Raw genomic sequence first — 19,908 nt, forward strand, 5'->3', positions numbered from 1 at the left:
CGCAGCGCGGCCTCCGCGCCGCCGACGTCGCTCCCGGCGGACGCGAGGGCCAGGGTGAGCGGGCCGGCGCGCTGCCGCCGTCGTGGCGGGCGGCCGGGCCGGCCCGGCTGCGCGCGGACGCGGCGGTCCGGACGCTCGTCGACCAGGTGGGGGCGTACGCGACGGCGGTCCGGATCGCCACCGGTCCGCGCGGACGGCACGCCGCACCGCCACCCGAGGCGGGTCCGGACCTGTTCTGGTACGCCCGGCACAACGCCTGGTCGCTGTACCGGCAGCAGTTCCGGGCACACCTCACCCCGCGGTCGGTCTACCTGGAGGGCGCGGTCCGGCTCGCCGTGGCCCTGACCGCCGCCCGGGTGATCGCCGGGGTGGTCAACCTGCAACACGGGTTCTGGGTGCTCCTGGCGACGCTCAGCCTGATGCGGGCCTCCGCGTCGGACACCCGGACCACGCTGCGTCCGGCGCTGATCGGCACCCTCGCCGGTGGCGCGGCCGGCGGCCTGCTCCTGCTCGTCTCGCCCGCACGAGGGGCGTACGCCGCCCTGCTGCCACTGGCGCTGGTGCTGGCCTTCGGCGTGGGCCCGCTGCTGGGCCTGGGCTGGGCCCAGGCGCTGCTCACCCTGCTGCTCATCGTCGTGTTCGCCCAGCTCAACCCGGCATCCTGGCAACTGGCCGGCGCCCGGGTGGTGGACGTCGCGATCGGCGCCGTGGTGGGCGTCCTCGCCGGCCTGCTGCTCTGGCCGCGGGGCAGCGGCGGCGAGTTGCGCCGCAACGCGGGCGCCTACCTGGCGGCGAGCGGGCGGGCCGTCGAGCAGATCGTCGGGGCGCTCGCGGGTACGGCGGACGCGCGCGGCGCGGTCGACGCGGCCCGACGCGCGGAGGCCCTCGCCACCGCGTCCTTCGTCCAGTACCACGCGGAGCGCCACGATCCTCGGCTGTCCCACGTCGACTGGGACGCGGTGCTGGCGGCCGCGCACCGGGCCGGCGACGGAGGGCAGGCGCTGCTCGTCGACCGCCGGCCCGGGGCGCTGGCCCCGTGGCCCGGCCCGGCGTCCGCGCTGGTCGCGCGGGCCGGCCGGCTGCGGGACGGCTACGCCGACCTCGCCCGCCAGGTGACGCGGGCTCGCGTCGACCGGCCGCCCGCGCCGGCGGAACCCGCCGGCGACGTCGCGCGGCAGGTGCAGGGGCTGCTGCGCGACGGCGAGGACCGGCCCGAGGTGCTGTCCCTCGTGGAGGTCGACGGCTGGCTCACCGATCTCGACGGTCACCTGCGCCGCGTCACCCGATCCGGCCGCCGGCCGTGACCAGCCACTCTCCGGTCTCCCAGTCCGACGGGCCGCCCGCCGCCCGATAGCACAGGTCGAACCGGATCCCCAGCTCCGGCCACCAGGGGTGGCGGACCGGCACCACGCGGAAGACGTCCTCGAGCCCGGGAAAGGTGTTCCCCTCGGGCTCGGGGAACAACCGCTCCAGTTTCCTCCGCGTCAGGTCGGTCCCGAGCGCGATCTGCCACTCGGTGCGGCTGCGCCACGGGTCGTGGACCAGCTCGAACCGCGGCTCCCGACCGACGACGAAGGTCCGGATGTCGCCGCGCAGCTCGGCCGGGGTCGCCGGGAGGATGAACGGCCACTCCTCGCCGGTCGGATAGCGGTACATGGCCGACGTCGCGGCGAGCGCCCCCACGAGGCCGCGCCAGGCCTCGGGTGACGTCGTGCCGGCGGGCAGGTTCACACCGGTGTGGTCGACCCGCCGCACGTGCCCGGCGAGGCGGCGGGCCAACTCGGCCACGTCGACCGTGGGTGCGGGCCCGGCGGGCGGCTCGGCGCCCTCGACACCGAGGGACGGTCCGGGGTCGAACGTGACCACCGGCGCGGCCACGTCGGCCAGCCCGACGGTGGTCACCGGTCGGGCGCCGTCGGGCCGCGGCGGGGTGAGGACCAGGCGCTCCACCGGGCCGTCGACGGCGCCCGGCCGGCGGGTCGGCTCGGCGTACGGCACGTCGAGGAGCAGGGTGCGGAGCTGGTCGAGGAAGGTCTGCGCGGCGGGCGTCCGGGGCAGGCCGAAGGCGATCTCGCCGAGGGGGTCCATGCGCCCGACGCTAGGGCGCGCCGCGCCGGCCCGACACCAGCGGCACGGCCGAATTTCGCACCGCGGCCGCGAAGGCGCACGCGCCGGGTATCCTCCTCGGCGTCGAGCAGCGGGGAGGTGGGGCGTGGCCAGGGAGACCGGGCGCAAGCTCGTCGCCTCGAACAAGAAGGCCCGGCACGACTACACGATCCTGAAGACCTACGAGGCCGGGATCGTGCTGGCCGGCACCGAGGTGAAGTCGCTGCGCGAGGGGCGGGTGTCGCTGGTCGACGCGTTCGCCCAGGAGCGCGACGGCGAGATCATGCTGTACGGCCTGCACATCGCCGAGTACGGCTTCGGCACCTGGACCAACCACCAGCCCCGACGCACCCGGAAGCTGCTGCTGAACCGGGTGGAGATCGCCCGGATCCTGGAGAAGCTGCGCGACGGCGGGGTGACCCTGGTGCCGCTGTCGATGTACTTCGCCAACGGCTGGGCCAAGGTCGAGCTGGGCCTGGCCCGGGGCCGCAGGTCGTACGACAAGCGCCAGGCCCTCGCCGAGCGCGACGCCAACCGGGAGATCGCCCGCGAGCTGGGTCGCCGCCTCAAGGGCCGCCGCCCCGCCTGATCCTTCCCGCCCCCGTGGCCGGTCCGCGTGCGTCCATAAATACAAGGTTTCTTGTACATCATTCGTTGTGGGTTTAGCCTGAGGGCATGGCGGACGAGCCGAGCACCCTGCACCTCACCGACCCACGGGCCATGCGGGCGCTGGCCCACCCGACCCGGATCCGGCTCCTCGGCGAGCTGCGCATCCGCGGCCCGCAGACGGTGGGCATGCTGAGCGAGGTCACCGGCGAGGCGGTCGGGTCGGTCAGCTACCACCTGGGCAAGCTGGCCGAGCACGGCTTCGTCCGGGAGGCGCCCGAGCTGGCGCGCAACCGCCGGGAGCGGTGGTGGCGGGCCGCGCACGCGCGCACCGACTGGGAGCCGGTGGAGATGCTCGACGACCCGGAGCGGCGGCTCGCCTCCGACCTGCTGCGCCGGGCCGTCCTCCAGCGCTACGTAGCCCGGTTCGAGGCCTACCTCGACGCCGAGGCATCGCTCGACCCGGCGTGGGTCCGCGGCACCACGAGCAGCGACAGCTTCCTTTACCTGACCCCCGACGAGCTGGTGGAGCTGCGTCGCGAGCTGTCCGAGCTGGGCGCCCGCTGGCAGGAACGCAGCAACGCCGACCGGCCGGACGCGCGCACCGTCACGCTGATCTGGCAGGCCTACCGGGGGCCGCAGTGAGCCGCCGGTGGGGTCCGCTGGCCGGGCTGCTGACCGCGCACACGGTCTCGCTCACCGGCAACATGCTCACCCTGATCGCGCTGCCGCTCTACGTGCTGGCCGAGACCGGCTCCCCGGCGGCCACCGGGCTGGCCGGCGCGTTCGCCACCGCCCCGGTGGTGCTGGGCGGCGCCTTCGGCGGCGTGCTGGTCGACCGGATCGGCTACCGCCGGGCCAGCGTGCTGGCCGACCTGGTCTCCGGCGTGACGGTCGCCGCCGTACCGCTGCTGCACGCCACGGTCGGGCTGCCGTTCCCGGCGCTGCTCGGCCTGGTCTTCGTGAGCGGCCTGCTCGACACCCCGGGCCAGACGGCCCGGACCGCGCTGCTGCCCGAGGCGGCGACCGCGGCCGGGGTGCCGATCGAACGGGCGATCGGCTGGTTCGAGGCCACCGAACGCGGCTCCCGCCTGATCGGCGCGCCGGTGGCCGGTCTCCTGGTCAGCACCCTCGGCGCGCTGCCGGTGCTGGCCGTGGACGCGGCGACGTTCGCCGTGTCGGCGCTGGCGGTGGCGGTGCTGGTGCCCGCGAGCCTGCGGGCGTCCGCCGACCCGGGCGAACCCTCGGCCGGCTACTGGCGGGACCTCGCCGCCGGGCTGCGCTTCCTGGCCCGCGAGCCGCTGCTGCGCGCCATGGTGCTGCTGGTGCTGGTCACCAACCTCTTCGACGCGACCAAGAGCAACGTGCTGATGCCGGTGGTCGCCGCGCGGGACCTCGGCGGGGCCACGGCCTTCGGCGTGCTGGTCGGCGCCATGGGCGGCGGCGCGCTGGTGGGCTCGCTGCTGTTCAGCGCCATCGGGCACCGGCTGCCCCGCCGCGCCACCTTCGTCACCACCTTCGCCGTCGCCGGGGCCCCGCCGTTCTGGGCCCTCGCCGCCGCCCCGCCGCTGCCGGTGATCGCCGCGGTCTGCGTGGTGTCCGGCCTCGCCGCCGGCGCGATCAACCCGCTCATCGGCGCGGTCAAGCTGGAACGGGTCCCGGCGACCATGCGGGCCCGGGTGTACGGGGTGATCGGGGCGGGCGCCTGGGCGGCCATGCCGGTGGGCGCGTTCGGCGCCGGGCTGGCCGCCGACCGGTTCGGCACCACCGCGACCCTGGTCGCCGTCGGCGCCGGCTACCTGCTGGTGGTGCTCACTCCCCTGCTCGGCGGCCCGTGGCGGGACCTGCGCCGGCCGGCGCCACCGGAGCAGCCGCGGCCGGACCGCACCCCGACACCGGTCGCAACCGGGGCGGAGTGACGGCGGCCGCCTTGGACCGCGGCCCGGCCGGCACGCCGGTCTCCCCGATGACCGCTCCGTCGGGAAGACCGGCGTGCCGGATCAGGCGGCCACGCGGGCGAGCAGCGTGAACGCGCGGACCGGGTCACCGGAGAGCAGGGCGTGGTCGGCGTCGGCGATCAGCGCCGCCCAGTTCTCCGGTGCGCTCCCCCGCACCACGGCCGCCTGGGCGGCGTCCCGGGCCACCCCGAGGATCGCCTCGACCAGCGCGGCGTCCCGGTGGTCGGCGCCGAGCTGCCGCCCGAGCCGGTCCAGCACCCGAGGGGCGTCCCGCAGCGAGCCGTCGGCGTTCCAGCCGGCCGGGGCGAGGGCAGCCCGCACCTGCGGCCGGTCGGCGGCGACGGCGGACAGCCGGTCCCGGCCCGGCTCGGTCCGCAGGCCCCAGCCGAACGGGAACAGCGGCCGGTAGTCGGCGTCGCCGACGTTGACCGGCACCTGCGCCTCGGCACGCGGCCAGCTCACCGGCAGCCGGCCGGTGAATGGGCGGCGGCCGAAGAGCACGTCGGCCACGCCGGCGCCCTCGCTGCCCGGCAGCCAGGACGCCACCAGCGCGTCGATCTTGCCGAGCTGGTCGGTGAGCACCTGCGGCCGGCCGGAGACCACCAGCACCACGCAGGTCGGCAGCGCCGCGCAGACCTTGTCCACCACCGCCCGGTCGGCGGGCTGGAGCCGGAGCGACTTCTCCTCCTGCTGCGGCACGCTGCACCAGCCGCACTCCGGCCCGCCGACGTCGCCGTAGCCCTCCGCGTACGGGGTCTCGCCGACCACCACCACGCCGACCTCGGCGCCGTCGGTGGGGGCCGAGGCGTCGGCGCTGTAGGTGACCCGGGCGCCCGGGGCGACCTGGCGAATGCCGTCCAGGATGGAGGCGCCGGGGACGGCGTCGGCGCCGGAGACGCCCTGCCAGGTGACCGTCCAGCCACCGGCCTGGTTGCCGAGGTCGTCGGCGTTGCGCCCGGCCACGTAGAGCGAGGCGTCCCGGCGCAGCGGCAGGGCCCGCCCGCTGTTCTTCAGCAGCACCTGGGACTTCGCCACGGCCTCCCGGCCGACGGCGCGGTGCGCCGCGCTGCCGACCTCGTCGACGTCGTCCGCCGAGGCGTACGGGTGCTCGAAGAGGCCCAGCTCGAACTTCTTGGTGAGGATCCGCCGCACGGCGTCGTCGATCCGCGCGGTGGGCACCCGCCCGACGGTCACCTCGGCCAGCAGCAACTGCTCGAACTGCTCGGCGTTGTACGGCTCCATGAACATGTCGGTGCCGGCGTTGACACCGACCCGCACCTTGTACGCGGTCAGCCCGCCGTTGGTCGGCTCGGCGGGGTCGGGGATCTGGTGGATGCCCTCCCAGTCGGAGACCAGGAAACCGTCGAAGCCCAGCCGGCCCTTGAGCACGTCGGTGATCAGCTCGCGGTGGGCGTGCATCTTGGTCGGGTTGCCGAGCCCGTCCTCGGTCCAGTCCACGCTGGAGAAGGAGGGCATCACGCTGCCCACCTTGTGGGCCCGCACGGCCGGCAGGTAGGGAGCCAGGTCGACCCGGGCGAAGTGCTCCCGGTCGGTGACGGTGACCCCCTGGTCGATCGGGTACTTCTGCTCCCACCAGGGCTTGCCCTCGTTGGCGGCGGCGACCGCCTCGTCGTAGTCGGTGTCGCCGTCGCCGGCGTAGTGCTTGGCGGTGGCCAGCACGCGGTCGGTGTCGTCGAGGCGGCCGGGCCGGCCCTGGAGGCCGTCGATGACGGTCTCCATCGACACCACCAGCGCCGGGTCCTCGCCGAAGCTCTCGTAGCTGCGGCCCCACCGCTCGTCCCGGGAGACGCAGAGGCAGGGCGCGAAGTTCCACGGGATGCCGGTGGCGCGTACCTCGGCCGCGGTGGCGTGGCCGACCCGCTCGACCAGCTTCGGGTCGCGGGTGGCGCCGAGGCCGACGTTGTGCGGGAAGACGGTGGCGCCGACGACGTTGCCATGGCCGTGCACGGCGTCGATGCCGTAGATCAGCGGGATCTGGAGGCGGGTGCTCAGCGCCTGCGCCTGGAGCCCGTTGACCATCTCGACCCAGGCCGCCGGGGTGTTGCTGGCCGGGGTCGAGCCGCCGCCGGAGAGCACCGAGCCCAGTTGCCAGCGCGCGACGGCGGTCGGGTCGTCGGCGACCGCCGCCCGCTCCGCCTGGGCCATCTGGCCGATCTTCTCGGCGAGCGTCATCCGGACCAGCAGGTCGGCGACGCGTCGCCGCACCGGCAGCCGGGAGTCGAGGTACGGCAGGCCGTGCGCGTCGACCACCACGATGGGCCGGGTCGCCACGGTGGCCCCGTCGGCGGTGAGGGTCAGCGGCACCGTCTCGGCGGTCTCCGCCGCGCCGTCCGCGCGCACCGCGACCGCGACCGATCGGGTGGCGCCGGACGGGCTGCCGGCCGGGAAGGTGACCGTGCCGGCGGCGGCGGTGTAGTCGGCGCCCGGGGTGGCGGTGCCGGCGCCGGTGGCCCAGCGCACGGTGACCGCCGCGGCCAGGGGCCGCCCGTCCGAGGTGGACACGGCGAGGTCCACCGGCACCGGGCTCCCCTCGGCCGTCGCGTACACCAACCGGCCGGCGGTGACGGTGACCGTGCCGGAGTCGGCGGCCGCCGCCGGCACGGCCGGCAGCAGGGCCACCACCAGGACGCCGGCCGCGGCGAGCGTGGCAGGTCTGGGCAGTCTCATCGCGCGCCTCCCCTGGGACCGGTCGCCCGGTGCCCCGTCGGCCCGGGGCCGCCCACGTCCCGGTTCCGGATCCTCCCGAACCGCATCGCATGACGTCAATATTTCCGGCCGGTTCCGGAACCGGTCGCGCGGCGTCGGGAAGCGCTCTCTTGACAGCTCCGAACTTCATTCATAACTTCATCGAAGTCTATCTCTATGGTTTGTTTACCGTTCGGGGACAGCCCGTCCGTCGCAGCGGGGACGACCGGAAACCGCAGGAGGCACCCCGTGCGCAGCATCCGCACCATCGCCGCCGTGGCCCTCGCGACCGTGGGTCTCACGGCCGCGCTCACCACCGTCACCGGCACCTCCGCCGTGGCCGCGCCCGGCGCCGTGACCTGGTCCGACGACTTCAACGGCCCGGTCGGCGCGGCTCCCGACGGGAGCAAGTGGCGCTACGACACCGGCGGCAGCGGCTGGGGCAACAACGAGTTGCAGTACTACACCAGCAGCACCCGCAACGCCGCCCTCGACGGCAACGGCAACCTGGTCATCACCGCCCGCCGGGAGAACCCGTCCGGCTACTCCTGCTGGTACGGCAGCTGCCAGTACACCTCCGCCCGCCTGCTCACCAACGGCACGTTCAGCCAGGCGTACGGCCGCTTCGAGGCGCGCATCAAGATCCCGCGCGGGCAGGGCATCTGGCCCGCGTTCTGGATGCTCGGCAACGACATCGCCACCAACCCGTGGCCCAACAGCGGCGAGATCGACATCATGGAGAACATCGGCCGCGAACCGTCCACCGTGCACGGCAGCCTGCACGGCCCGGGCTATTCCGGCGGCAACCCGCTGACCGGCCAGACCTCGCTGCCCGGCGGCCAGGCGCTGGCCGACGCCTTCCACACCTACACCGTCGACTGGGCCCCCGACTCGATCACCTGGTACCTCGACGGCGTGGCGTACTCCCGCAAGACCCCGGCCGACGCGGGCGGCAACCGGTGGGTCTTCGACCATCCGTTCTTCATGATCATGAACGTCGCGGTGGGCGGCAACTGGCCCGGCTCGCCGGACGGCAGCACCACCTTCCCGCAGACCATGACGATCGACTACGTCCGGGTCCAGGCCTGGGACAACGGCGGCGGCGGGGGCACCGGCGGCCAGATCGTCGGGTACGGCAACAAGTGCGTGGACGTGGCCGGCGCCAACACCGCGAACGGCACCGCGGTGCAGCTCTGGACCTGCAACGGCACCGCGGCCCAGCGCTGGACCTGGAACGCCGACGGCTCGGTCCGCGCCCTCGGCAAGTGCCTCGACGTGTCCAGCGGGTCGACCGCCAACGGCGCGAAGGTGCAGCTCTGGGACTGCAACGGCACCGGCGCCCAGCGCTGGGTGTTCAGCGCCGCCGGCGACATCGTCAACCCCCAGGCCAACAAGTGCCTGGACGCCACCGGCGCCAGCTCCGCCGACGGCACCCGCCTGCAGATCTGGGACTGCACCGGCGCCCCCAACCAGAAGTGGCGACGCTGACCCCTCCCTTCGCGTTGATCATGAGGTTGGCACCTGTGGGAAGCGCGTTCCGGGGCGCTAACCTCATGATCGACGCGCCTGGAGTCGACCGGCGCCTGAGGTAGGAGGCGCATGGAGGCCGAGACCATCCGCACCGAGCGGCTGGTTCTGCTGCCGCTGGTCGTGGAGCACGCGGAGGAGATGGCCGTCGTGCTGGGCGATCCGGAGTTGCACGCGTTCATCGGGGGCTCTCCGGCCGATCCGGCGGGCCTGCGCGCCCGCTACGAACGCCTCGTCGCCGGTTCGCCCGACCCGGACGTCTCCTGGTGCAACTGGGTGATCCGGCTGCGCGACGAGGGGTGCCTGGTGGGCACGGTCCAGGCGACCGTCACCGGCCCCGCCCACGATCGCGTCGCGGAGATCGCCTGGGTGGTCGGCACTCCCTGGCAGGGGCGGGGCATCGCCGGCGAGGCGGCCCGGGGGCTGGTGGCCTGGCTCGGGCAGCAGGAGGTGCGCACCGTGATCGCCCACATCCACCCGGAGCACCGGGCCTCCGCCGCCGTCGCCACCGCCGCCGGCCTGACACCCACCCGGATCCGGCACGAGGGCGAGATCCGGTGGACGGGGCCCGTCCGTGGCTGACGCGTACCGTGGCGCCATGACGGAAGTCCTGCGGTACGCCGCCTTCACCACCGACCCGGCGGCGGGCAACCCCGCCGGCGTGGTCCTCGACGCGGGTGACCTCACCGACCCGGAGATGCAGACCATCGCCGCCGACGTCGGATACTCCGAGACGGCGTTCCTCACCCCCGGTGGTCCCGGCGAGTACGACGTGCGCTACTTCAGCCCGCAGGCCGAGGTGCCGTTCTGCGGCCACGCCACCATCGCCTCCGCCGTGGCCGTCGCGGAACGCGCCGGCACCGGCGATCTGGTCTTCCGGACCCGGGCCGGCGTGGTCCCGGTGGCGACCGCCCGGGATGCCGGCGGGCGGCCCACCGCGACCCTGACCAGCGTGGCGCCCTCCGACGCCCCGGTGGCGCCGGACGATCTCGCCGAGGCGCTCGCCGCCCTGGGCTGGGCGGCGTCAGACCTCGATCCGGCGTTGCCGCCCCGCGTCGGGTACGCCGGGGCGTACCACCTGATTCTGGGCGCGGCGACCCGGGAGCGGCTGGCCGCGCTCGACTACGACTTCGACCGGCTGCGGGACCTGATGCGGCGGCGGGACTGGACCACCGTGGCGCTGGTGTGGCGCGCCTCCGGCACCCGGTTCGACGTCCGCAATCCCTTCCCGGTCGGCGGCGTCGTCGAGGACCCGGCGACCGGCGCGGCCGCCGCGGCGCTCGGCGGCTACCTGCGCACCCACCGGTTGGTCGAGCCGCCGACCACGCTGCACCTGCATCAGGGCGCGGACCTGGGCCGGCCGGGCCTGCTGGTGGTCGATGTGCCGGCCGGCACCGGCGGGATACGGGTGACCGGGAACGCCGTGGTGATGCCCGGCTGAACACGCCGGGGCCCGGCCCCCCTTGCGGAGAGCCGGGCCCCGGACGCGTCGCTCAGTCGGTGCAGGACGGTGTGTCGAAGTGCCCCGGGGTGCTCGGGAACGCCGCACCCGCCCCCTGGTCCTTGTTGTCCCGCGGGTAGACGTAGGACAGCTCCAGGAAGGCGGAGGTGCCCGCCGTGGTCACGTCGTCGGCGCTGCGTCCGGCGCCGACGCTGTTGACTGGCGCTCCGCGCGGGTGACGGCCCGGTCGACGGCTCGCCAGGGTCAGAACGGGGCGTCCACGGCCAGCCGCCGCACCTGCGTCAGGTACGGGTCCAGCTCACCCACCTCGAACCGGCAGGTGCCGATGACGTGCCAGAACTGGCCGCCCGGGTCACCGTCCAGCTTGTACCGGCCGTCCGGGCTGACCGCCGCCCAGCCGTCGGGCAGGCCGATCAGGGTGGCCCGCAACTGGGCGTGCTCCGGGTCCGCGACGTCCCAGAGCCGCACGGTGCCGTCGTCGCCGGCGCTGGCCAGGAGGCTGCTGTCCGGGCTGAACGCCACCGACCAGACCCGCCGGGTGTGTGCCGCCAGGGTGCCGTGCAGCCGGCCGGTCCCCGGGTCCCAGAGCCGGATGACGAGATCGTCGCCGGCGGTGGCGAGCAGGTTGCCGTTGGGGCTGAACGCGCACGACCAGAGCCGGCCGGTGTGCTCGGTGAGCACCGTGCGCCGCTCCCCGGTGAGCGCGTCCCAGACCACCGCGACGCCGTCGTTGCTGGCGCTGGCGAGCAGCGTCCCGTCGGTGTTGAAGGACACCGCGTACACCCGGTCGGTGTGGTGTTCGAGGGTGAGCCGGCAGGTCGCGGTGGCCGCGTCCCAGAGCCGGACGAGCTGGTCGTCGCAGCCGGTCGCGATGGTCTCGCCGTCCGGGCTGAACGCCATGGCGCGCACCCGGCCCCGGTGCGGGGTGAGCGTGGCGAAGTGCCGGCCGGTACGCCGGTACCACAGCCGCACGGTGTCGTCGTCGTTGGCGGTGGCGAGGGCGTCACCGTCGGGGCTGAACGCGGTCGCCCAGACATGGTCGGTGTCCACGTTGAGCTCCCGCTCATCGTGGCCGGTGTCGGTGTTCCACAGGTGCACGCCGCCGTCGCCGCTCGGCGCGGCGACCAGCGACTCGCCCGGGCAGAAGACGGCCGAGAGCAACCGGTCGGCCGGGCTGGCGAGCTGTCGGACCAGCCGGCCCGTGCGCGGCTCCCAGAGCCGGACCACGCCGTCGTTGCCGCAGGCCGCGAGGACCTCGCCGTCGTCGCGGAAGGACAGCGCGGTGACCCGCCGGCCGTGCCCGCGCAGGGTGTGCTGGAGCTGCCCGGTGCGCACGTCCCACAGCCGCGTGGTGCCGTCGTTGCTGCTGGTCGCCACCTGCGCCTGGTCGGGCCGCCAGACCACCGGCCAGACCGAGCCGCGGTGCCGGGTCAGCTCGTGCCGCAGCTGGCCGTCGGCGCTGTCCCAGAGCTGGATCGCGCCGTCGCTGGCGGCGGTGGCGAGCAGGCTGCCGTCGGCGTTGAACCGGACGCTGTAGATGGCGCCGCGCTGCCGGCCCAGCACCCGGACCGGGCGGCCGGTCTCCGTCTCCCAGAGCCGCAGCGCGCCGTGGGTGTCGCCGGTCGCCATCAGCGTGCCGTCGGGGTGGATGTCGAGGGCGTACACGTCGGCCTCGTGGCCGCGCGGCTGGCGCAGCAGCTGGCCGTCGGTGGCTCGGCGGATCCAGACCCGGCCGTGCTGGCCGACCGCGGCCAGCAGCCGGCCGTCGGGGCTGTGCACCACCCGGTAGACCACCTCCGGCTCGGCCACCTCGAAGGCCAACCGGCCGGAGGGGATGTCCCAACCCCGGACCACGCCGGCGCTGTCCACCACCACGATCCGGCGGCCGTCCGGGCTGAACGAGGTGCCCCAGATCGGCGCGGCGTGACCGGGCCACTCGTGGCGCAGCCGCACGGTCCGGGTGTCGTAGAGCCGGACCACCCCGGCCGCGTCGCCGACCACCAGCCGGCCCCGCTCGCCGTCGGTGAGCAGCGGCCACACCCAGCCGGCGAAGACGTCCTCGATGACGTGCCGCACGTCGCCGTGGTCGGCGTCCCAGAGCCGTACGGTGAGGTCCGCCGCCCCGGTGACCAGCTGGTGCGAGGCGGCGTCGAAGCGGACCGCGTAGACCCGGCCCCGGTGGCCCTGGAGGGTCCGCACCGGCAGCCCGGCCGCGGTGTCGCAGATGAGCACACCACCGTCGTCGCTGCCCACCGCGAGCACCGCCCCGTCCGGGCTGTACGCCACCGGCACGGGCAGCCGGCCCACCTCGAAGCCGTACGCGACGCCCACGGCGGGCGGGGCGAGGCCCGGCGCGACCGGACGGCCGGGGGCGACCACCGCGCCACGCAGCTCCGGCGCGCGCAGCAGCGCCGCGTCGGCGCTCACGTCGATCAGCGCCGTGCGGTGCCACCTGCTGCCGGTGATCCGGGCGCCGCGCAGGTCGGCGCGGAACAGCCGGGCGCCGGCCAGCTCCGCGTCGCGCAGGTCCGCCCCGGCGAGGCGGGCCTGGTCCAGGCGGGCGCCGCGCAGCCGGGCGTGCTCCAGCCGCGCCTCGGTGAGGTTGGTGGCGACCAGGCGGGTGTCGGTCAGGTCGGCGCCGGTCAGGTCCGCCCCGGCGAGTTCCCGGTGCGACAGGTCCTCGCCGCGCAGCACCGCGCCGCGCAGGTCGGCGCGGTCGGGCAGCCGCAGCCGGGCGCTGAGCCGCAGCGCGTTGGCCCGGACCGTCTCCCCGGCCGTCTCGTCACCCAGCACCCGAGCGGTCCAGGCGGTGCAGTGGGCCGGGTCGGCGAGGTCGCCGAGGAACTCCACGGTCAGCGCGGACAGCGGGCGCACCCCCAGCGCGGCGGGCTCCTCGCCCCGGTTGAGCTGCGCGGCGATGCCCTCGGCGACCAGCCACTCCATCACCGAGGTGTGGATGAACCCGAACAGCCCGTCGTCGGTGCGGACCAGCAGGCTGCCGGCGCCCACCGCGTGGATCGCCTGCGGCCCGGACAGCCGGGAGTCGGCCAGCCCGGCGAGCTGGCCTGCGGCCTCGGCCAGCTCGGCCAGGCGCAGGTAGGACTCGCCGCTTTCCCAGAGCTGGAAGGCCAGCCGGGTCACCGCGTGCCACAGCTCGGGCCGGCGCAGGCTCACCGGCGCGCCCGGGATCCCCTGGGTGCGCCGCTCCTCGAAGTCCAGCCAGGACTCCAGGATCTCGCGGTAGAGCGCCGCCGCGCTGAACGTGCCGCCCGCACCGGCCACCGCGGCCAGCCGCCCCTCGTCGAGGTTGGCGATGAAGCCAAGCATCCGCGGGTTGCGGGACAGGCCGAGCAGGTCCTTCACCCCGGCCAGCAGGTCGAGCCGCTCGCGGGCGGCCTGCTCGTCGCCGCCGTAGCGGTGCCGCAGGAACGTCTCGATCTGGCCGGGGGTGAAGTCCTCGATGGCCAGCACCCGGCGGTGCGGCAGCAGGCCCACCCGCTCGCCCAGGGCGGTCAGCACCTGCGAGTTGGTCTTGAAGTGCTGGGTCCGGCTGCTCACCACGATCTTCGCGTTGCCCTCGGCCGCCTGGAGCAGCGTCTCCAGGTGGTCGGCGGCCCGGTCGTAGGTCACCCGGGCGACCAGCTCGTCGAACCCGTCGAAGAGCAGCACGATCCGGCCCTGGCGGAGCATGTAGCGGAACGCCTTGAGGTCGATCACCTGCTCGCCGTGGTTGGCCAGGTGCGCGGCGACCAGGCCGTCGACCGAGTGCGCCTTGTCCAGCGCGCGCAGCTCCACCAGGATCGGGATCAGGTCGGGGGCGGCCGTGGGCAGCCGGCGGGCCACCTCGCGCAGCGCGAACGTCTTGCCCCGGCCGAAGTCGCCGAGCACCAGCACGAACCGGCCGTCCGGTGCCGAGATCAGCTCCAACAGCTCGTCCACCACGTCCTCGCGGACCCGCTGGTCGGCGCCGACCAGGTGCCGGTAGCGCTGCGACACGTACTGCCCGGGCGGGTAGAGCCGGTCGGCCTGCAGCCGGGCGGTCTGCGCGGCGACGTATTCGCGCAGGTCGAGCAGGCCCTGGAACTCGGTCAGGTGCAGCACCCGCACGCCGCGCCGCTGCGCCGCCTCGGCCAGCCCGCGCGGCACCCGGTCGCCGTCGTAGACCAGCTCGGATCCGATATCCGGGTCAGTGGCGTGCACCCGCCGGGCGAAGTCGTCGACGTCGGCCGGGGTCGGGGTCCCCACGTACGCCCCGACCCGCTGCTGCCGGACCACCCCGTCGGCGCGGTAGGTGACGTAGAGGTGCGGCGGGTCGGCCTCGACCCGGCGGACCAGCACGCGGTCGTGGCGGGCCTCGCAGACCTCGGCGAGCCGGTCGAGCAGCCGGTCCAGCGGTGCGGGCGCGGCCACGGCCGGCGCGGCGGCCGGCGGGTCGGCGGCGGCGGCCTGGGTGGGCCCCTCGACCACGGTGGGCTGCCGGGGGTCGGGCACCTGGGCCGGGCCGGCCGCGCCGAACGTCGCCTCGGCGCGCGGCCAGCTCAGGATGGTCGGCTCGCCCACCTCGTGCCGGTCGTCGCGGCCGAGCACCCAGCGGGTCATCCCGTCGGCGCCGAGCCGGAGCACCTGGGCACGGCCGTCGCGGGAGGCGGTGGCCAGCGGCACCACCGGGTCGACCCGGGCGCCGGGTGCGGCGTCGGCGAGCAGCAGGTTGAGCATCGGGCCGACGAGCCGGTTGAACGAGCCGCGGTCGCGCAGCGACGCCCGGTCGGGCACGGCCAGCTCGTCGGCGTACGGGGTGCGCGGGCCGGGGGCGTGCGCCATCGCGCCGAGCCGCAGCCAGCCGGACTGCTGGTAGTGGCGCAGCCGCTGGGCGAACCAGGTGGACTGCGCCTCGCCGAGGAAGCCGTACCGGTCCTCCTCGCGGTGGGTGATCGCCACGGTGGAGTTGAGCCCGGCCACCACCACCCGCAGGTCCGGCACCGGGAAGAGGGTCCACGGCTGCTCGCTGTCGAAGATCCGGTCCTCGAGGCCCTGGTAGAGCTCGTCGAAGAGGCGCGCGTAGTGCCGCCACTTCGGCCAGTACGGCGGCTGCGGGTCGACGTCGTCGGCCTCGCAGGTGGCGAAGTAGGCCCGGCTGGCGGCCATGGTGACGTCGCGCGGGCCGGGCACCACGACGAGCCGGTGTGGCTCCAGGCCGAGCAGCACCCGCAGCCCGGTGAGGAAGCTCAGCGCGTCGGAGAACTCCCGGGGGCTGCCCGACTCGGTCAGGTTGCCGGCCACCACGAGCAGGTCCGGCCGTGGCACCCCGTCGTTCAGAAGCAGGGTGAGGTCGCCCATCAGGTGTTCCTGCAACTCGCCCGGGGTGACCGGGGCGCCCGGCTCGATCACCCCGCGGCCGAAGCGCGGCCCGGCGACCTGGAGCACGCTCAGGGCGCCGCGCGCCGTCGGCACGGCCGCCGCGGGCGGGAACGGCGGCGGGTTGATGGGGGTACGCCGGGCGCGGCGCGGCGCCGGCGCACCGGTGGCGGGCGCGGCGAGCACCCCGGCCGGGTCGGCGGGATGGTGCGGGAAGGCCGGCTGCCGCATGGGTTTGGCGCGGCCGTCGAGCGTCTGCCGGATCCGGTCGAGCACCCGGCCCCGGGCCTGCGCCGGGTCGCTCACGCCGACCAGGTCGACGTAGGTGATGGTGGCGAGCAGGCCGTCGATCGGGCAGTCCTCGACCCGCACGGTGACCAGCTTGTTGCCGGTGCCGTCCGGGTCGGCACGCAGCGCGGCCTGCCATTCCAGCTTGCCGTAGGTCGAGTGCAGGTAGCGTTCGGACAGGACCGCCACCACCACCTCGGCCTCACGGACCCCGCGGTCCATGAAGTCGATGAAGTTGGTGCCGGCCACGAAGTCCCACGCCTGGAGCAGGGTGCGGTAACCCGCCGCCTCGAACTCCCACGCCAGCCAGGTCGCCCAGCGCTCGTCGGCGGGCGAGTAGCTGATGAAGAAGTCGATGGGGCGGTCGGACCGGGTCGGGTGCGCGCCTACAGCCACCCGATCATTATGGCCACTGACCGTCAATCCGTGGACACCCTCGGCAGCCGCTGCGGCGGCCGCGTCGGGCCGGTCCGGCCGGGCGGGGGTGTGCGAGGATCATCCCTCGTGGAGACCGTGGGCGAGCCGCCGTCCGCCGCACCGGACCGGACCCGCTGGGGCCGACTGCACATCCTGGACTGGATCGCGCTGGGGCTGGCCGTGGTGGGCGTCCTCTGCGTCCTCACCGGACTCCTCCCCCGCGCCGACGCCGAGTCCACCGTACGCCGGATCGTGCCCATCCTGATCTTCCTGGGCACGGTCGTGGTGCTGGCCGAGCTGACCGCGGTGGCCGGGGTCTTCGACGCGCTCGCCGCCCGGGTGGCGATCACCGCCCGGGGCAGCTACCGGGCGCTGTTCTGGCTCTGCGTCGGCTTCGCCTCGGTGACCACGATCGCGCTCAACCTGGACACCACGGCCGTCCTGCTCACCCCGGTGATGATCGCCCTGGCCCGCAAGCTGGGCGTGCCGCCGACCCCGCTGGCCATGACCACGGTCTGGCTGGCCAACACGGCGAGCCTGCTGCTGCCGGTGTCCAACCTGACCAACATCCTGGCCAGCGACCGGGTCGGCCTGGACCCGGTGCCCTGGGCGGCCCGGATGTGGTGGCCGCAGCTCGTGGCCATCGTGATCACCATGGCGCTGCTCTGGTGGTGGTACTGGCGGCCGGCCCGGGCCGGCGCCGACCCGTTCGTCCCGCCGCCGCCGCACGTGCCGCCGGACCGGGTGCTCTACCGCACCGCGCTCGCCGCCTGCCTGCTCTTCGTTGCCGGGATCCTGGTCGGTGTCGAGATCGGCGTCGCCTCCGGGGTGGCCGCCGCGATCCTGGTCGCCGGCTTCGCGGTGCGCGCCCGGGGCAGCCTGCGGCTCGCCCTGATCCCGTGGCGGCTGCTGGTCTTCGTGGTCGGGCTGTTCCTGGTGGTGCAGACCATCGGCCGGCACGGCCTGGACACCGTGATGGGCACGCTGATCGGCGCCGACCCGGGCGCGGCGGGCGCGCTGCGGGCCGGTGGCGTCGGTGCGCTCTTCGCCAACGTGGTCAACAACCTGCCCGCGTACCTGGCCGGCGAGGCGGTCATCGTCACCGGGAACCACACCCAGCTGCTGGCCCTGCTGGTGGGCACCAACGTCGGCCCGCTCGCCACCCCGTGGGCCTCGCTGGCGACGCTGATCTGGTACGAGCGCTGTCGCGCCGCCGGGGTGGCCGTGCCGCTGGGCCGGTTCGTGGCCACCAGCGCCGCGCTCGCCGTCCTGGCCACCGCGGCCACGGTGGCCGCCCTGCTGGTCGGCCCGGGCTCCTGACCCGGAGGCTCGGCCGGATGCCTGCGAACCGGGCGTTTTCGTCGTACCCGCCGGGCAGGATCAGGATCGTGAACACCGCACCCGAGATCGTCCGCCGCTACTTCGCGCTCGCCGGCCAGCCGGACAGGGACGCCTACTTCGCCCTCTTCGCCGACGACGCCGTGGTCGAGGACGAGGGGAGGACCCACCGTGGCATCGAGGAGATCCGCGCCTGGCGCCGCGACACGCCCCTGGTCTCCTACGAGATCACCGACGTCGAGGACACCCCGGCGGGCACGGTGGTGACCGCCACCATCACCGGCGACTTCCCCGGCAGCCCGTTCGCCGGCCTTCGGTTCCGGTTCGAAGACTACGACGGCACGCAGATCCGCAAGTTGCGCATCGCCCCCTGACCGTCGCCGTCAGGGGGCCCGGCGAGCGAGCCGGCGGGCTGCGTACAGCAGCGCGCTCGCGGCGAAGAGCGCTCCGCTGACCGCCAGCCACCGGCCGAGCATGGCCCGGGGCGCCAGGCCGGTCGCCGCCCGGTAGGTGCCGTCACCGAGCCCGAGGATCCCGGGCAGATAGACCAGCAGCAGCAGGCCGGCCCCGAGCGCCGGGATCCGGACGTGGTTCAGCGCCGACGGGCCGCCACCCCGACCCAGGGCGCGGCGCAGCGCCCGGTCGACGGAGGCGTACACCGGGAAGAGGACCAGGTCGTGCGCGATCACCGCGCCCAGGAACCAGAGCAGCATCCGGCCGGCCGACGCCTCACCGGCCAGCCGCAGCGCGATCCAGCCGGTGACCGCGAAGCAGCCCGCCAGGAGCAGCAGGTGCCAGGGCGCGGCGCCGTAGGCCCGCCGGAACTCAGCCATCGAACACGATCTCCGCCACCCACTTGGTGCAGTGCACCCCGGGCAGCGCCGGCACGACGATCCGCGCCGGGTAGCCGTGGTCGGGGCTCAGGTCGACGCCGTTCACCCGCAGCGCGAGCAGCGCGTCCGGATCGGTCACCTGGCCGCCGTGCAGGACGGCCTCGCGGAACAGGCCGGCGCGCTCCAGCGACCGCACCCGCGCGGTGGCCGGACCGGCCGTCCCGGCCAGGGCGGCGAGGTCGCGCAGCCGGACCCCGGTCCAGGTCTGCGTGGTGGACCAGCCCTCCACGCAGGCGATCGGCAGGACGGCCGTGTGCTGCCCCATCGCGAGCAGCCGGGCCCGGTCCAGGGTGACCGTGCGGTTCCCGGCGCGCAGGGTGAGCCGCCAGCCGGGCCCGGTCTGCTCCGGGGTCACGCCGGCCGCCGCGACGCTGCGGTTGACCGGGAAGCCGGTCGGCCCGTCGTCGACGCGCCGGCCCCGGGGCAGGAGCAGCGCGGTGCGGCGCAGCGCGTCGACGCTCTGCCCGACGGTCAGCGCCGCCAGCAGCAGCGCGCCGCCGCCGACCAGGGCCAGCACCCCGCGCCGGCTCATCGTCGCCGGCCCGGGCCGCCGGGCCACCAGACCGTCCGGATCCGCCGGCTCCGGCCGGGTCCGCCCCGTCGGGGTACGCGCGTAGCCGGGCCCGCGCAGCGCGCTGACCAGCCGGGGCAGCTTGATCGCCACATGGGTGACCAGCGCGGCCGTGAAGATCCACGCGCCGTACCAGTGGGCGGTGTAGAAGTCGAAGCCGAACAGGTACGTGTACTGGATGTTGAGCAGGCCGGTGGCCGTCTGGAAGAGGATGCCGCCGACCAGCAGCAGCAGCGACAGCCGCTCCAGCACCTGGGCGGTCGAGCGGGCCGGCGGCCAGTCGAAGAGCTTGGGCACCACCGACCAGAGCTTGCCCAGCACCACCGGCACCAGCACGATCCCGAGCGTCACGTGCAGCCCCTGAGTGAGGCGGAACAGCCAGGCGGGCCGGGTCGGCCAGTCGAACACCGGCGGGTGCAGCCAGCCCACGTCCCGGGGGAACGCCTGGCCGAGCCGGGGCCCGTAGGCGATCCAGTCGAGCAGCCCGGTGACGACCACCAGGGGCAGGGTGGCCAGCAGCACGGCGCCGAGCACCGAGGTGAGCCACGGCCCACGGACCGGGCTGCGCCAGGCGCGGTCGGCGGCGTCCACCCCGGGCGGGCGGTGCCGGGCCAGCCCTCGCCACAGCGCCGCCGGGGCGGCGGCCGGCGCGTCGTCCGGCGGGGGTGGGCTGGCGGGCAC

At 75.2% G+C, this 19,908-nt stretch carries 15 protein-coding genes; 9 read left to right on the forward strand and 6 right to left on the reverse strand.

Annotated elements, in window-relative coordinates:
- On the forward strand, positions 1-1,304 hold a 1,304-nt coding region (locus ABZV78_RS20530; protein WP_355640747.1), incomplete at its 5' end, for an FUSC family protein.
- Here ABZV78_RS20530 and ABZV78_RS20535 read toward each other — a convergent pair.
- Positions 1,279-2,088, reverse strand: a complete 810-nt coding sequence (locus ABZV78_RS20535; RefSeq protein WP_355640749.1) for a hypothetical protein — start codon at positions 2,086-2,088, stop codon at positions 1,279-1,281. The two genes, ABZV78_RS20530 and ABZV78_RS20535, sit on opposite strands and share 26 nt — an antisense overlap.
- 124 nt (positions 2,089-2,212) lie before the next feature.
- Between ABZV78_RS20535 and smpB the strand changes: the two genes are divergently transcribed.
- The 3 genes from smpB to ABZV78_RS20550 all read left to right on the forward strand — a co-directional run bounded on the left by smpB (position 2,213) and on the right by ABZV78_RS20550 (position 4,631).
- Positions 2,213-2,695: an SsrA-binding protein SmpB gene (gene smpB, locus ABZV78_RS20540; protein WP_355640751.1), complete on the forward strand. Its 483-nt coding sequence runs from the start codon at positions 2,213-2,215 to the stop codon at positions 2,693-2,695.
- An 86-nt stretch (positions 2,696-2,781) separates the two neighbouring features.
- Positions 2,782-3,357 carry a helix-turn-helix domain-containing protein gene (locus ABZV78_RS20545; protein ID WP_355640753.1) on the forward strand — a complete coding sequence of 192 codons (576 nt, stop codon included), beginning with the start codon at positions 2,782-2,784 and terminating at the stop codon, positions 3,355-3,357.
- Complete coding sequence (locus ABZV78_RS20550; RefSeq protein WP_355640755.1) at positions 3,354-4,631, forward strand: MFS transporter; 1,278 nt, start codon at positions 3,354-3,356, stop codon at positions 4,629-4,631. Before ABZV78_RS20545 ends, ABZV78_RS20550 begins: the two co-directional genes overlap by 4 nt.
- An 81-nt stretch (positions 4,632-4,712) precedes the next feature.
- Here ABZV78_RS20550 and ABZV78_RS20555 read toward each other — a convergent pair whose 3' ends face one another.
- Entirely contained in the window at positions 4,713-7,358 is a 2,646-nt protein-coding gene (locus tag ABZV78_RS20555; RefSeq protein ID WP_355640757.1) for a glycoside hydrolase family 3 N-terminal domain-containing protein, read from the reverse strand.
- Between the two features lie 267 nt (positions 7,359-7,625).
- On the opposite strand from ABZV78_RS20555, the gene ABZV78_RS20560 reads away from it, so the two are divergent.
- The 3 genes from ABZV78_RS20560 (at position 7,626) to ABZV78_RS20570 (ending at position 10,344) form a co-directional block, all read left to right on the forward strand.
- A complete protein-coding gene (locus tag ABZV78_RS20560) occupies positions 7,626-8,864 on the forward strand; it encodes a lectin (RefSeq protein WP_355640759.1) in 1,239 nt (412 codons plus the stop codon).
- Between the two features lie 111 nt (positions 8,865-8,975).
- A complete protein-coding gene (locus tag ABZV78_RS20565) occupies positions 8,976-9,485 on the forward strand; it encodes a GNAT family N-acetyltransferase (RefSeq protein ID WP_355640761.1) in 510 nt (169 codons plus the stop codon).
- A gap of 16 nt (positions 9,486-9,501) precedes the next feature.
- A complete protein-coding gene (locus ABZV78_RS20570) occupies positions 9,502-10,344 on the forward strand; it encodes a PhzF family phenazine biosynthesis isomerase (protein WP_355640763.1) in 843 nt (280 codons plus the stop codon).
- A gap of 52 nt (positions 10,345-10,396) precedes the next feature.
- On the opposite strand, the gene ABZV78_RS20575 is transcribed toward ABZV78_RS20570, so the two are convergent.
- Together ABZV78_RS20575 and ABZV78_RS20580 are read right to left on the reverse strand one after the other, a co-directional pair.
- A complete protein-coding gene (locus ABZV78_RS20575) occupies positions 10,397-10,528 on the reverse strand; it encodes a hypothetical protein (protein ID WP_355640765.1) in 132 nt (43 codons plus the stop codon).
- 80 nt (positions 10,529-10,608) lie between these two features.
- Positions 10,609-16,404, reverse strand: a complete 5,796-nt coding sequence (locus ABZV78_RS20580; RefSeq protein WP_355640767.1) for a TIR domain-containing protein — start codon at positions 16,402-16,404, stop codon at positions 10,609-10,611.
- Positions 16,405-16,512: 108 nt separating this feature from the next.
- On the opposite strand from ABZV78_RS20580, the gene ABZV78_RS20585 reads away from it, so the two are divergent.
- Both ABZV78_RS20585 and ABZV78_RS20590 read left to right on the forward strand, forming a co-directional pair.
- Positions 16,513-17,745 (forward strand): SLC13 family permease, encoded by a 1,233-nt coding sequence (locus ABZV78_RS20585; protein WP_355640769.1) that lies wholly within the window; start codon positions 16,513-16,515, stop codon positions 17,743-17,745.
- A gap of 68 nt (positions 17,746-17,813) precedes the next feature.
- Positions 17,814-18,137, forward strand: a complete 324-nt coding sequence (locus tag ABZV78_RS20590; RefSeq protein WP_355640771.1) for a nuclear transport factor 2 family protein — start codon at positions 17,814-17,816, stop codon at positions 18,135-18,137.
- A gap of 9 nt (positions 18,138-18,146) precedes the next feature.
- Here ABZV78_RS20590 and ABZV78_RS20595 read toward each other — a convergent pair whose 3' ends face one another.
- Positions 18,147-18,596, reverse strand: coding sequence for a hypothetical protein (locus tag ABZV78_RS20595; RefSeq protein WP_355640773.1), 450 nt, complete (start codon positions 18,594-18,596; stop codon positions 18,147-18,149).
- The gene (locus tag ABZV78_RS20600; RefSeq protein ID WP_355640775.1) at positions 18,589-19,908 is read right to left on the reverse strand and encodes a molybdopterin-dependent oxidoreductase; all 1,320 of its coding nucleotides are present in this window, start codon (positions 19,906-19,908) and stop codon (positions 18,589-18,591) included. The genes ABZV78_RS20595 and ABZV78_RS20600 overlap by 8 nt, the downstream gene beginning before the upstream one ends.

Source organism: Micromonospora sp. NPDC004540, assembly GCF_040610095.1.
GTDB lineage: Bacteria > Actinomycetota > Actinomycetes > Mycobacteriales > Micromonosporaceae > Micromonospora.